This window comes from Acinetobacter sp. V116_7 (assembly GCF_056735735.1).
In genome coordinates this window covers 34,153-49,209 of record NZ_JBWZIF010000012.1, presented here as the reverse complement: position 1 = coordinate 49,209, position 15,057 = coordinate 34,153, and the positions used below count along the sequence as shown (strand labels likewise).

Genomic DNA, 15,057 nt, shown 5'->3' with positions numbered 1-15,057 from the left:
CAGGTATTCCCCCTTGATGTCCAGTCCGAAACAGGAAATACAAGTAACCTTAAAAAACTCCCTAAATGCCATACTAAAAACATCCATCAACAAAAGCAAAAGAAAGCCCCTATTAATCAGCTGAGTAATAGGGGAGTAATTTGTTTATAGGCCTGATAATGCTATTCAATAATGTTTAGGAGTTAAGTTAGCTTCTCTCTTCTGATCTACTGAAATAAACTATTTTGTATTATTTAGTTGGTACTTCAATATTTAGCCTTATTTATGGGTGATTAATTTGATCAATAAATTCTGATAAATTCTCAAATTGGTTAATATTTCTGAAGGCAATATAAACTGCTAAATAGGAAATATAAATAAATCCTCTTAAAAATTGTAATTCGGATTCATTAAGTATTTCTATCGATTTACGTTTTTTTATACGATATGCCTCTCGTACATATTGTTGAACATTAATTGATTTATCATTTTTAATAAGATCTTTCATTCTTTTCTCTATAGTAAATTCTATAGGTTCAGCTGAGTGTTTTAGAAGAAGGTTTTCAATTGATAGCAAGCAATAGGTAAGACGATCTATTGGGTTGGATAACTTAGAACCCAAACTAAATAGTAATAAACTAGAACGAACAGTTGTAGAAAACTGATTTAATTTTTCAGGATATATAAGCGTTTCCAAAAGAGATAAGTCAGTTTGCAATTCTTTCTGTTTATTTTCAGAAATATACCAATCAAAAGAAGGTGAAAGTAGGTTTGAGGTGTAGCTGAAAGTTTCTGAATTATAAATAATTATTTTTGATACTGGCTTAATTTCATTTCCAAGTAAACTAATATTAACAGTAGATGGATATGATTTAGCCGCTGGAGATAAAAAGCATAAAAGATTGATAATAACTTCTGCAAGGGCTTGAGTATATTCACTTACTTTTTCTCTTTCTTTATTTACTCTAAACTCAAGAGCCGATAAACCCTGCATTTCTTTTCTCAAATCTGAAAACAATAATGCTGTTTGGTGCTGAGCCTGTTCACTTATCTTTGTAACTTGTAGTTCGAGCGAGTCAAATGTAGTTTTATTTAAAGGAATAATTCTTGCAGGCCCAAATTCAATTACCTCTTCAACTTGAAGGTTGGATATAGGTACCCATACAGTATATTCTCTAATACTTTCAGATATTGAAGAGAGTAGTTTTGTGACAAAATCTGTTGATTCTAGCCCGAGAAATCGTAAGCGGATCCATTTTAGTATCTCATTTTTTAAGTAATCCTCACTTAATGAGTTTTTAATTAATTCGAATTCTAATAGTTGTTTGATTAGCTCCTCTATATCAGCAATTGGTTCACCCATTAAGCCATAATTTTTATTAGATTTTTTAATAAAAAATACCATTGGAGTATTTTTATTGTATGTCCATAATATGGGAGTTTCTATTAGTTCTTCTATTTTTATGATAGCGCTAGGTATTCGATCACTAGTATGATTTTTGTTTAAAGGATCAGGGAATGATAACTCTTCTACTTTTGATAAAATTTCTAAAGTCTTGTCATTCAGTATAATTTTTGTATTGTCATCAAATAACTCTTCTTGATTTGATTCGGGTAATTTTTCAGAAGATTCCTCCTTATTTATCACAGAACCTTTATTCAGATCATGCGTGGAATGAAGCTCAGATACTAGTTTATTGTACTCAGTTAAGTCATTAGAATGGAAGCTATTAAGCTCATTGTTGAGCCAATTATGAAAATTGATAACTTTTTTTTCATAATCTGAAGCAAAATTATGAATATCAATAAAATCATTAGAATTTTCTAAATATCTTTTCGCTAGAGCTGTCCAACCTTTCCATTTTAATAATTCTTTAGTTTTTAATCTAATACCTGTTTTCATAGCTCCGTCACCATTACTTGTATTTGGATTAGATTTGAACTCCAAATACATTTCTGTAGGAGGCAGGCCATTGTGTAAAAGGAAATTACGTAAATCTTCCACAAATTTTATGACTGGTTCATTTCCAAAATCTAACTTAATTTTTTCGATATATTTATTATAAATTGATGTATTTTGATAATGTTCCTTCATAAAGTTTCTAGTATGTTCAACTAATGTTTTGGCAGAAGCTACAAAATTATGAACTAATCGTGTAACTTCGCGATGAGTCTGATTTCCAGCATCACGGTTTTCCGCCATCATAAGGTCTAATCCTTCATTAGGATCATTAATTCGTTGTGACAGTTGTAATAATTCTATTGTGTTCATTTGAAAAATATTTACTGAAAATGAGCGTTTGTATGTACGATTTATATGTTTATTTCCAGCAGACTCTCGAATAGTGTCATATGTATGCTTCCAGTTATTAGATTTATCACTCATTTTAAATATTTCTCATGAATAAAAATTATACTTCTTAGTATAATACTGAGAATTTGATAGAGGTCTATATTTACTTTTCTTTATTTAAAGTAGGGACTTACTAACTTCTATTAAATTTAGATATTATTGGGTTTAAAAAAGAAAACTCTATAGGAACTATGGAAAGAACCTAGTCCTGTTTGAAACAGGAAGTTCAAATAATCTTGAAAACTCCCCTAACGCCTTAAGTTTTCCATGCGTCCTGCTCTGTGCAGCGATAGCAACTATGAAAAGTTGATGTATCGACATCGCAATTCGCATGGAAAGCCAAAGAGCTGAAAACGGTGTGGGTAGTATGTTGGGGAGGGAAGTTGAGTAGGTCTAATGACCTATTTGGACCATCAGACTATTGATCAAATGGACCACAAAATAGTCCGTCGGACCAAAAATGAGCTAAACCTACAGGCAACAAAAAACCCCATAAATCAAATATTCATGAGGTTTAATGATGGTGCCGACACACGGATTCGAACTGTGGACCTACTGATTACAAGTCAGTTGCTCTACCAACTGAGCTATGTCGGCGACGTGGAATGAATTCTACAGTTTCTTTAAAAAAATACAAGCCAAAAAATGACCACTTAAATTTTTTCTATCAATTTTTAAATGTTTATGGGCTTGAGCTTTAGAAATAGCTTAAGACTTCAATACATAAATAAAAGAATCAACACGTTCGCCACTATTTAAAGTGACTTGGACAGGTACTCTTTCGTATTCTTCGCCTTCAAAGTCATCAAGTAATTTCCAGTTTGCATTTAAATGTTCTGAGCTAAAAACAAAACCTTGAACTTGATTGGTACTATCATCAAGCATAATTCCCGGATAGCCTAAATCAGCTCCCCAACCTTCATTATGTAAGGTTCCGTTGACCCAACCTTCTGCCCATTGTCCGCCAATATTTTCAAGTATATGTGCATTAGGACGACCTGGGCCTAAAGTGCCATAAACAAATAAACTCGACATGTGATTTTCCTTTAACTTAAAAATTAATGAGCTTTTGCGTGTGATATATAAACCACTAAAAATATTCCAAGTAACGACAGTACAACGGTTAAGCCTACGATTGCACTCCATCCACCGTGTAACCAGAACCAGCCACCTGCTGAGCCGACAATACTCGAACCCATGTAGTAAAACAGTAAGTACAGGGAACTGGCATGGGCTTTGGCTTGTTTGCTTTCAGCGCCAACGGAACTACTGGTAAGTGAATGGGTAATAAAGAACCCTGTGGTAATAAATGCAATCCCAATAATAATGCCGAAAAGAGAGGTGAGTAATGTCATGAGGCTACCCACAATCATTAAGGCAAAACCACTCATCATCATGGTTTTTTTACCGAAGCGGTCGGCTAGCGTACCTGCCAATGATGAAGACACCATACCGAAGCTATACGACAAGAAAATAAGGCTAATTTGAGTCTGACTCAGCGAATAAGGCACTCCACTTAAACGAAAAGTAGCGTAGTTAAACAAGGTCACAAAAACACTCGTGAGCAAGAAACCAATTGCAAACAGGCGTAGCAATTTTAAATTACTTAAATGTGTCAGCCACATTTGCAGGTGAAAATTTAAATTCAAACCCTTTTTCTGTACGAAATTACGCGAAGCAGGAAGTAAATTCAAAAAGGCAATCGAGCAAATAAAACAGATTGCGCCAAGTAAGCCTAAAGCAGTTCGCCAAGAAAAATATTCAATCAAAATGCCCATGCCGACACGGCCCATCATTCCACCAAAAGCCGTACCTGCAATATATAAGCCCATGGTTTTACCCAAGTGTTCAGGTGCGATTTCTTCGGCAATCCAAGCCATAGTTACGGCTGGTACGCCGCCAAGCAATAGACCTTCTAGTGCTCGTGCAATGAGTAAGCTATGCCAGTTAGGTGTAAACATAGCCACAATATTAAGAATAGCTGCACACAGCATTGAGCTGAAGATCACGCCACGACGACCAATTGCCTGTGAAAAAGCACTCGATAGCACAATTGAAATCGCTAAAAAGGCAGTGGTTAAAGATAGTGCGAGAGAGCTACTCGCAGGGCTAATCTGGAAGCTTTGGCTAAATGCGGGCAGGAGTGGCTGTACACAATAAATCAGAGAGAAACTGGCAAAGCCCACGAGGAATAAAGCAAATCCTGCGTGTTTATAGGCTTTAGTCCCTTTGTGAATCCATTCGCGGGAAAGAACAGAAGTTGCCTCAGTGTTTAAGGTACTGGGTGTAGATGAAGAACTCATATCATGACCATGACAGAAAGAAATAGCAGTGCTTGTGGGCATGCTGCATCGAGAAAATTCGATAAATTAAAATTAGCAATTTAGATGGTATTTTTCTAATATATTTAACAATAGGTCATGATATGTTTTATATATAGAGATGGAACTCAGACATATACGCTACTTTTTAGCAGTAGCAGAAGAAAAAAACTTTACCAGAGCTGCGCATCGTTTAAACATGAGTCAGCCGCCTTTAAGCATGCAAATACGCGACTTAGAGGAAGAGCTAGGCGCAGATTTATTTATTCGTTCACCACATGGGGTGGAGCTGACCGAAGCTGGGCTTGCCTTTTTAAATGCGATTCAGCCTGTACAACAACGTGTAGAAGATGCAGCGAACTTGGTTAAACAGGTAGCAAATGGTGAAGTTGGTCAATTGCGATTGGGTTTTACGGGTACATCTATGTTGAACCCCCTAATTCCTAAATGCATTCGCTATTTCCAGCAGCAATATCCTAAAGTGGATTTAAAACTTGAAGAAGCAAACACCTTGCTGCTCATCGATTTATTACTCGAAGACCGTTTGGATGTTGCGATTATAAGGTCACCACGCAATATTCCAGACAGTTTAATTATTCAAGAGTTATTGGCTGAACCCCTAATTGCTGCTTTACCTTCGGAGTCTTTTAATTTAGACGATTCATCACAAGAAATTGATTTAACGGCACTCCGAGAACTTGATTTTATTGTCTCGCCACCTTCAATTAGTGCAGGGCTTTTCGATGCGATTAAACAAGCCTGTCATGAGCGTGGTTTTGAACCAAAAATTGGACAAAATGCTCCGCAAATTGTGTCAATTTTATCGTTAGTATCTGCAAACTTAGGGGTATCTTTGGTGCCGGAGTCGACCAAACAATTGCAAATACAGGGCGTGGCCTATTGCTCTTTGAAAGCACCTGTACCTACCGTGGGTTTAGGGCTTGCTTATAAAAAACATGCCCCTTCACAAATGGCAATTAATTTTGCCAGTGTGGTGCAAGATATTCTCCATTTTAATTAAATATTATGAAAAGGCAGTTAAATTTTATTCAATATATAATTATTTATAGGTCTGGATTTATACAAAAATTATTTAATTTTGGTTGAAAAATAGGCTTATGAACGAAGTTTTTATCTATAAATTATAAAAATTATTATTCTATTTTTTTAACAAAATTTATGAAAACTTAATAATATTAAATATTCGGAAAAATTGTAAAATTTTTATATTAGTTTTATTAATAAATTAATTAATAGTTTGAATCTATTCTTAATTATAAATAATAAATCAATTGTTAGAGTTTTTTTGTAATTTAAATTTAAGCAAAGGTTTACTATAAGTTTTTATAATTTTAATTAATTTAATGAAAATAAAATTTTATTTTATGTCTATTTATTTTTTATTCTGTATTAAAGAATTAATATTAAATTAAACTGAATAATTATGTTTTTTTGGTGAGTGTTTTAATCAATTTTTAGGACGTGGATTTACGTTAAAGCAAATGCTACACTTGTGATTGATTTAGAAAGCTTAATATAAATAAAATTTTATAATTAAGGGAAATAATCAGATTTTAACTAATATATATATTTTATTGGTGGTTAAATGTTCGATAGTTATTTGTTTTGATAGTTAAAATTAGAAATATATGAGTTAAAAGTTGGGTCTTATTTTTTATTAATGGTTTGTATAAAAATGATTGATTAATTTAAATTTTATGAAAATTTTTTGTGTTAAATAAAAAGGTTAATATCATCAAAAATAGGATTAACTACTATAGAAATTATTATTGGAGAGAAAGCTGAATGAAATAAGTGAAATTTATTTATAAAGTAATATTGAAAATTTAAATAAAGGCTTAAAAATAAGTCTAATTTAAAAGTTTGTGAATGTATAAAGGAAATAAGGGTTTTTGTTGTGGTACAAATTTTAAATAATGATTTAATGTTAGCTGAGCAGATCGTAAAATTAATTTTTCATAAGCGACGTTTATTAGCAAATGACTCAGAGCAAGAGAACTTTCAAGAAGAAGCTTTTTTACATATTCAAAAAGTATTGAATTTTGTCAAAAATAAACAACCTATTCATATGATTTTACCTGCTTTTCCAGCTAAATCACCAAATAGGAAAAAAACTTTAGATATTTTTCCTGATAAAGGTGAGGAATTAGCTTTAGCAACATTGAATAAATTATGTGAAAAAATAAAAAATATTTATGCACCTGGAGCAAAGTTAACTATTTGTTCTGATGGAAGGGTTTTTGCTGAACTAGTACGAATCCCGGATGAGGCCATATCTTCTTATAAATATGATCTTATAGAGAGAGTGGGAAAACCTTATGCAGATAATATTGATTACTTTGATTTAGATGATGTTTTTCAAGATATACCAGAATATAGCACACTGCGTGAAGAGTTGATGGTTCAATATGGAGAGTCATTACTAAGCTTAAAACACCGATGTAAGCAAGAAAAACCAGCAGCTGAAATGTACCGCGGGATTTGTCGCTTTTTGACTGAGGATTTTTCAGGTCTTAATGAATTCAAAGGCTGGTCAAAAAACCAGATATTGAATGTAGCTCGTATGAATGCTTACCGGGTAATTCAAAGAAGCAATGCATGGACTAATTTATTGAAGGAGCAATTCCCAAATTCGGTTCGTCTTAGTATTCATCCACAACCTCGAGTTTCAGAAAAAATTGGAATATTTTTGATGGACTCGGATGACAATTGGCGTACACCTTGGCATTCGGTCGTTATACAAGATGATGATGGATTTACTTTAGTTCCACGACATAAAGCCGAAGAAGAAAATGCTTTATTAATCTTTAAAAACGGAAAAGCTAGCCATTATTTGCGTAATAACCAACAAGAAATGTAAGTAAATATGGTTTTATATTTAGAGATTTGAATAATGTTTAGTGTAAAAGATTTATCTCCATTTGGAGCATTAATAACTGCATCTGGTGATCATGACAATATTAATGAGATCGGTGCCGAGGTTTTAAATAACTTGTTGTCTCAATATAAAGTTTTAGTATTTCGTGGATTTAAAGCGTTACCAGATCCACAATATATTAACTTTTGTGAGTCATTGGGCAATCTGATGTATTGGGAGTTTGGTGCTTTACTCAATGTAAAAATGGAACAAGATCCTAAAAACCATATTTTCTCAAAAGGCAGAGTTGAATTGCATTGGGATGGAGCTTTTGCGAAACAAACTCCAAGAATTAATGCTTTTCAGTGTACCGTATCCTCAGAAGATGGGCGAGGTGGGGAAACACTTTTTGTTGATACCACACGTATTTTGAAAGATATACCTTCTAGTCAATTAGAAGACTGGAAGAAAATTAAGCTATCTTATTCGACTGAAAAAAAAGCACATTATGGCGGCTCAATTGATGTAAGCCTCATTGAAAACCATCCTCATAAAGGCCATTCAGTTATCCGGTTTATTGAAATCGAAAATGAAGATAATCAGGAAGTGAATCCTGTACAGCTCTCCATTAAAGATACAAATCATCAACCCGTAGAATCACAGGAAATTGTTCAGTCAATTACAGAGATTTTATATGACCCTAAATACATGTACCAACATCAGTGGGTCAGTGGCGATTACATGTTGATTGATAATAATTCGGTATTACATGGCCGTGCAAAAGTTGAGGGAAATGTGAATCGACATTTAAAACGTGTCCATATCTTGTAACTAATCGATAGAAAAAAATCGATGGAAAATGTTAATGGATCAAGTGCTTCAGCTGAAGTTATTAGGACAGATTTTCCATTGAGTGGGTGGTGATTCTGCTTATCAGCAGAATCATTGCCTAGATTGCTCAAAGGTTTTTAGCTCAAATGGAATCACTAGGTGAAATTCTAGCCGGAATTATAATAGGACCTAGTATATAGGGACTCTTTTACCAAATGTATTTGTCTCATTTCTGAAGTGATGTGTAGTAAAAAAATTAAAAATTTCCGTATGGGAGTTGCGGAAATTGAAAACTCTGTACAATCAGGTGTAGAAATTTTCTTAGCGGCTTATCTTGTCTAACACTATTTTTTCTTCTTATAAAATTTGAATAATGAGCTACTTCAAATTTACAAGTGACTCATCATTTTCCTCACTTTAGAAGTTTATAAACCATTAAAAAAGCACAAATAGAAAAATCTATTTGTGCTTTTAAGCTATAAATTTTTAGTTCTATCGAGCTAAATAAATTTAGCTTTTCACTCTAAACCAAGCGGCATAGAGTGCTGGGACAAAGAATAAAGTAAGTATCGTTGCTACTGCTAAACCCCCCATAATCGCAATTGCCATTGGGCCCCATAATGTGGAAAGTGTAAGAGGAATCATTGCTAAAATTGCTGCTAAAGCTGTCAATAGAACAGGACGAGTACGACCTACAGTGGCTTGAATAATCGCTCGTTCTGGCGTTTGACCGGTAGAAATATTTCTATCTATCTGATCAACTAAAATAACCGAATTACGCATAATCATACCAGCTAGAGCAATTACTCCTAATGTGGCCACAAAACCGAATGGTGCACGAGTAATCAATAAGGCTAGGCTTACTCCGATCATGCCAAGTGGAGCTGTTAATACCACCATAAACATGCGACTGAAGCTTTGCAGTTGTAACATCAAGAATATTGCCCAAAGTAATAACATCACCGGCATAACAGATTGAATAGCTGCATCTGCTTTAGCACTTTCTTCAATAGTTCCTCCAGTTTCAATACTGTAGCCAATGGGTAACATTTTACGAAGATCATTTAGCATTGGTTCTATTTGCTTTGAGACATCTGGTGCTTGAGCACCCGACACATCAGCACGGACGCTGAGAGTTGGTAAACGGTTACGTATCCAGATTCCTCCTTCTTCTAATACAGGTCTGAGTTCAGCGACTTGATCTAGAGGAATATTTTTTCCATTTGATGCACGAATCGTAATTTGGCCCATTTGAGCTGTATCAAGCCGATTATCTGCTTTGGCTCTTGCTACAACGTCAATTAACTCTGTGCCTTCTCGTATCTGGGTAACTGTATAACCACTTAATAACATTTGTAAGGTACGTGAAATATCTTGCGAGCTTACTCCTAAGCTACGGGCACGTTCCTGATTAATGATAAATCTGATGGCTTTACTACGTTCGTTCCATTGAAAATTGACATCACGTACATTTGGATGCTGACGCATAATGTCGCGAACCTCAGCAGCAATTTCACGAACTTTTTCAGGATCTTTACCACGTACCCTAAACTGTACAGGGTAACCAACGGTGGGACCTAGCTCTAAACGATAAACCCGTGTTCGAATATGAGGGAATTGCTGAATGAGACGATTATGTAGATCAGAAGTTAATTGACTCGCTTGTTCAATATCTTTTGGATAAACAATTAACTGTGCATAATTATTTTTAGGTGTTTCTGGATCAAGAGATAGATAAAAACGAGGAGAACCACTTCCTACATAAGCTGTGTAGTCTCGGACCCGTTGATCACTGGAAAGTAATTTTTCAACCTGTTTCGTTGCGTTTAACGTTGCCGTGTAACTAGCACCTTCTTCGAGCTGTACATCAATTAGAATTTCTGCACGCGGTGAATCTGGAAAGAATTGTTTAGGAACGAATTGAAATGCAACTAAAGCGAGAACAAAGCTGAGAACAGTGGTCAGTAAAACCCATTTCCTTTTTTTGACGCACCATGCAATTTTACGACTAAACCATTGAGAAAGTTTATCTCTGTATGAATTTTTCGAGGAATGAGAATGATGTGGCTGTACTTTGGGAAGTAAAATTGTGCCTAAAAAAGGAGTAAATAGTACTGCTACAAACCAAGATACAATTAAAGAAATCCCAACCACCCAAAAAATTGATCCGGTAAACTCACTTGTTGAAGATAAGGCAAAGCCAACTGGAACAAAGCCCGCCGCTGTAATTAAAGTACCTGTTAGCATAGGAAAAGCTGTATTACTCCATGCAAAACTCGCAGCTTTAAAACGGTCCAGACCTTCTTCCATTTTGACTTGCATCATTTCAACAGCAATAATCGCGTCATCGACTAACAAGCCCAAGGCAATAATAAGTGCACCTAAGGAGATTCTTTGTAAATTTATATCTAGGCGCCACATAAAGAAAAAGGTAATACCCAAAACTAGTGGAACAGATAAAGCAACCACAATCCCTGTCCGCACGCCTAAAGCAAATAAACTGACGGCAAGAACAATGCCTAAAGCTAGAATAAAGTGTCCGAGAAATTCATTAACTGAATGCTCAACGAGACTAGGTTGATCCACTACTTTTTCAATAAAAATACCCGCAGGTAAGTTTTCTTGTACCTCTTTAATACGTTGATCTAGATGTTTGCCCAAAGAAAGAATATCGCCTTTTTCTGTCATTGAAACAGCAAGACCAGTGACACGTTCACCATTTCGTCTCATAGACATTTGTGGGGGATCGATAAACCCTTTATCAATATGAGCAACATCCCCTAAATGAATATTGTGTGTTCCGACTTGAACTACGATATTTTTTAAGTCTTGTACGCTTTTTACATCTCCATCAACACGAGCATATATACGGGCATGAGGACCTTCAAAAGTTCCTGCTGGTTCGACTGCATTTTGTTTTTGTAATTCATTAACTAAGTCTAAGGGAGAAATACCCAATTGAGCTAACTTGGCATAATTGAATTCAATATAAAAGCGAGGTTCTTGAACGCCTAATAGAATGACTTTGGAAACATCAGGAACCTGAAGTAAATGGTCTCTTGTAGAAAGAAGAACCTGCTTCATTTGGACATCATCAAATCCGTCAGCATGAAATGCGTAAATAGACCCAAAGGTATCTCCAAAGTCATCATTAAAAAATGGTCCTTGGATATCTTGAGGCAAATTTTGCCGTATGTCGTTTACTCGTTTACGTGCTTGATACCAACTTTCTTCAATTTGACTTTTACGTGTCCAGTCTTTCAGAACTAAAAAGATGGTTGCTTGTCCTGGGCGTACATAACTTTGTACATAATCATAATTAGGTACTTCTTGAAGTGTACGCTGAATTTTTTCAACAACCTGTTGTTCTAAATCTCGTGTAGTAGCGCCTGGCCAATTTACATCTATTGTCATGACCTTTATCGTTAAATTTGGATCTTCAGCGCGCCCTAATTTAAAATAAGCTACAGCACCTAAAAGAAGAGAAAGTAGCATCGCGAAAATAATTAATGTTCGATGCTGGAGTCCCCAACTGGATAAGTTAAATCCTTTCACGGTAACCTCCCATCCCATGCTTTTACACTCATCTTGCTATCGAGACGATGAACACCCGCAGTAACAATTTGTTCACCTACCTGAATACCATTGGCAATGGTAATAGTCTCAGTATTGATTTTGCTAAGTTTAACAGGACGAAGCTGAAGGTTTTTTGCACCGTGGGGTAATATCCAAACGGCTGTTTGCTGTCCTTTTTGGAAGAGGGCACCAATAGGTAAAATAATTTGTTGATCTACATTATTATTTAAAAAATGGACCGTTGCTGTCATACCTAATTTAGCTGCAGCCGGTAAATTTGATATAGAGATTCGAACACGATAAGTACGACTATTTGGATCTGCAACAGTCGCTATTTCACGCACATGACCCGTAAAAGTATGGTCTGATAAGCTAAGTAATTTTATGCTGACCTGTTGATCTATTTTGATTTCATTAATTTGACTTTCAGGAACATCTATCTGTACTTCATTTTCACCATTTTGAGCTAATTTAAATATAGGGGTGCCAGCTGAAACAACCTGTCCACTTTCTGCTTGAACTTCTGCAATTGTTCCTACTGCTGGTGAACGTAAAGTCGTATAACTTAAATCGTTTTGTGCCCGATCAAGGCGACTTTGTGCTGCATTTACTTGTGCTTGAGTGTTTTGATATAAGTTTTCAAGACTATCAAGATCGGATCGGGAAATAGCGCCTATGTTAACCAGACTACGATTACGTTGAAGATCTCTTTGTAGTCTTGTGAGAGTGCTTTGTGCTTGATGCAATTCAGCAGTTGCTTCCTGAATACTAAGTCTAAACGGAGTATCGTCTAACTGGGCCAAGGCTTGATTTTTTGTAATAGAAGCTCCTGTATCTACTAAACGTTTAATGATACGACCTGCTACCCGAAAAGAAAGTTGGCTTTCAACTCTCGGTACAATATTTCCTGAAAAAGATAAATTAGAGAGCTCACTGGCAGGATGAGCTGTGGTGAGTTGAACAGTAATAACCTTTTCTGGCTCTTCAGTTTTATTACTACAACCAACTAGGGGGAGAATACTTACAAGAAATAAAATTATAAAAATCATGTAGATATTTGTTTCTAATGATTTTAATTGATTTTTAAACTCAATCGGAGGCATTTCGTAGATCCTTAAAGGGATTTTTAAACAATTAAAGTTTTCAGAGGAGTATTTTTGTACTGGTTCGCAAAATATTTGAATTTTGTACTGTTTTGTATAAAATAGTCAATAAATTTTTTATGGAGATCGCAAATGGAAATTAAATCTCGAGGCAGACCGCGCTCTTATGACCCTGAGCAAGTATTAGAGCGGGCATTACATGCATTTTGGAAAGGTGGATTTTCAGGAACTTCTCTTGATACTTTGGCTTTGGCCACAGGTTTAAACCGACCAAGTCTTTATGCTGGCTTAGGAGATAAACGCACAATCTATATTAAAGCGATGCATTATTTCCAAAAATATGCCCAGACAGAATTTGGCAAAGCATTGGAACGTAAAGATACGGATAGGTCGTTTGCCGATGTTATTTTGAGATATTTGCGAACAGCTCTCGAAGTAGATGGATATCATGAAGATATCGATTTGAGCGGATGTGCAGTTATATCAACAGCCATGGCTGATGCGTTGGCTGATAATGAAATCCAATCTGTATTAAAAGAAGTTTTAACAGAAATGAATGAACAGCTTTATCAACGATTGAGCCTAGCTAAACAAAATCTAGAATTGCCTCATGATACTGATATTGATGCATTAGTTTTCTTAATGACTTCTGCCGCGCATAGTATTGGAATTCGTGCTAGGGCAGGTTTAGACTTACAGCAAATCGAAATATTACTACTTTCTGTGTCTAAAATTCTTTGCCCAACTTAAAGTAGAACTGTGTCTAAATTAAATAAAGCTCTCTAAAGTTTATCAATAATATTTTTAAAATTAGATAAATTGAGTTTTAAAGAGAGCTTGGATTTTGTTCCCTTATCAAAATTAAATTTGCACTAGGCTTTAGGCGCTTTATTCATTAAAAAGATGCCTGAAATAATGAAAATTGCACCATACAAAAACGATAAGGTTGGCTGTTCATGAATGAAAACCCAAGCCATTAGTGCTGCAAAAATGGGTTCGGAAAGTTCGGTCACTTGTACTTTTGCTGCGGGTAGATATGTTAACGCTTTGGTTGTGCAATAAAATCCAAGAATGGTCGGCAGAACTGCCAAGCCAATTAAACCTAAAATAATATTGGAATTAAAACTAATGCTTTGAAAATTAATTAAAAAGGGAACGGCAAGATAAACACTACCAAAAAGTAATAAATACTTCGTTAGGAATAAACCACCATTTAATCTGAATTTTTTAATTAATACTGAAAATAGACCATAGCCAGTGCCTGCAATAGAGGCATTGATAAGCATTAATAAACTATTTTCACCTTTCCATGAAATTAAACTAATACCCGCTACAGCTAATAATGTTCCAGCAATAGAATGAATATAAATACTTTCTTTTAAAACTAATCTACCAAAAAATAAAGCTGAAATAGCGGCTGAAGCCATGAGCACCACAACTACATTGGCTGCTGCACCATGGTTGTAAGCAATGGTTTCGAAAAAGAATAGTGAAAAAATCCCTAAAAAAGCACATATTGCAATTTGGACAAAAACACTCAGTTTGCTGGGAGTATTGCTAATAAAAGCAATTTTTTGGCTAACAGGAACTTTAAATAAAAACACACTTAAAAAGAAGAAGGCGATGACTGTTTTTAAAAAAGCAATGTCTTGTGGGCTTAAGCCACTGTGCATAAGCAGTTTACTGATCACACCAATAGAGGCATTGAGTGCAGCCGCACAAAGTGCAAATAGAGTCCCAATAATCAGATTATTCACTTTTCTAATACTTCCATATATTTAGCCATAAGGAGTCTACATTGTTTTCCGCAATATAGCCCTGTCAAATTCCTTCTTTTCCATGAAGTATAAATTATTTAAATTTTGTTGGTGATGGATATTAATTTGAATTAATCCATTTATTAAAAATTATTTGTTGTTCGATTGTTAATTAAATTATTTTATTTAATTTTAATTAGAAATTCTTAAAAATAATATTTTGTTGACATTTTTAAAAATATATTTAAACATAATATTT

General features: G+C 34.9%; 10 protein-coding genes and 1 tRNA gene. 4 read left to right on the top strand and 7 right to left on the bottom strand.

Features of this window, described 5'->3' with window-relative positions:
- Window positions 1-262: 262 nt before the first annotated feature.
- The 4 genes from AC1PJP_RS02880 to sxtP all read right to left on the bottom strand — a co-directional run bounded on the left by AC1PJP_RS02880 (window position 263) and on the right by sxtP (window position 4,635).
- A complete protein-coding gene (locus tag AC1PJP_RS02880) occupies window positions 263-2,365 on the bottom strand; it encodes a hypothetical protein (RefSeq protein WP_479766500.1) in 2,103 nt (700 codons plus the stop codon).
- Window positions 2,366-2,853: 488 nt separating this feature from the next.
- A tRNA-Thr gene (locus tag AC1PJP_RS02875) sits at window positions 2,854-2,929 on the bottom strand.
- Between the two features lie 111 nt (window positions 2,930-3,040).
- Entirely contained in the window at window positions 3,041-3,367 is a 327-nt protein-coding gene (locus AC1PJP_RS02870; protein ID WP_267531306.1) for a gamma-glutamylcyclotransferase family protein, read from the bottom strand.
- Between the two features lie 23 nt (window positions 3,368-3,390).
- Entirely contained in the window at window positions 3,391-4,635 is a 1,245-nt protein-coding gene (sxtP, locus tag AC1PJP_RS02865; protein ID WP_479766499.1) for a multidrug efflux MFS transporter SxtP, read from the bottom strand.
- Between the two features lie 139 nt (window positions 4,636-4,774).
- Between sxtP and sxtR the strand changes: the two genes are divergently transcribed.
- From sxtR to AC1PJP_RS02850, 3 genes are all read left to right on the top strand, one after another.
- Window positions 4,775-5,674, top strand: coding sequence for a multidrug efflux pump transcriptional activator SxtR (gene sxtR / locus AC1PJP_RS02860; RefSeq protein WP_479766498.1), 900 nt, complete (start codon window positions 4,775-4,777; stop codon window positions 5,672-5,674).
- A gap of 897 nt (window positions 5,675-6,571) precedes the next feature.
- Complete coding sequence (locus AC1PJP_RS02855) at window positions 6,572-7,534, top strand: isocyanide synthase family protein (RefSeq protein ID WP_013196634.1); 963 nt, start codon at window positions 6,572-6,574, stop codon at window positions 7,532-7,534.
- 33 nt (window positions 7,535-7,567) lie between these two features.
- Window positions 7,568-8,362 carry a TauD/TfdA family dioxygenase gene (locus AC1PJP_RS02850; RefSeq protein ID WP_013196635.1) on the top strand — a complete coding sequence of 265 codons (795 nt, stop codon included), beginning with the start codon at window positions 7,568-7,570 and terminating at the stop codon, window positions 8,360-8,362.
- A 510-nt stretch (window positions 8,363-8,872) separates the two neighbouring features.
- Here the strand turns inward: AC1PJP_RS02850 and AC1PJP_RS02845 are convergent.
- Both AC1PJP_RS02845 and AC1PJP_RS02840 read right to left on the bottom strand, forming a co-directional pair.
- A complete protein-coding gene (locus tag AC1PJP_RS02845) occupies window positions 8,873-11,917 on the bottom strand; it encodes an efflux RND transporter permease subunit (RefSeq protein WP_416684889.1) in 3,045 nt (1,014 codons plus the stop codon).
- Entirely contained in the window at window positions 11,914-13,041 is a 1,128-nt protein-coding gene (locus AC1PJP_RS02840; RefSeq protein WP_262771256.1) for an efflux RND transporter periplasmic adaptor subunit, read from the bottom strand. Before AC1PJP_RS02840 ends, AC1PJP_RS02845 begins: the two co-directional genes overlap by 4 nt.
- Before the next feature lie 132 nt (window positions 13,042-13,173).
- Here AC1PJP_RS02840 and AC1PJP_RS02835 point away from each other — a divergent pair, with 132 nt between their 5' ends.
- Window positions 13,174-13,791 carry a TetR/AcrR family transcriptional regulator gene (locus AC1PJP_RS02835; protein ID WP_479766497.1) on the top strand — a complete coding sequence of 206 codons (618 nt, stop codon included), beginning with the start codon at window positions 13,174-13,176 and terminating at the stop codon, window positions 13,789-13,791.
- A 122-nt stretch (window positions 13,792-13,913) separates the two neighbouring features.
- Here AC1PJP_RS02835 and AC1PJP_RS02830 read toward each other — a convergent pair whose 3' ends face one another.
- On the bottom strand, window positions 13,914-14,798 hold the full coding sequence (locus AC1PJP_RS02830; protein ID WP_479766496.1) for a DMT family transporter: 885 nt from the start codon (window positions 14,796-14,798) through the stop codon (window positions 13,914-13,916).
- Between the last annotated feature and the right edge of the window lie 259 nt (window positions 14,799-15,057).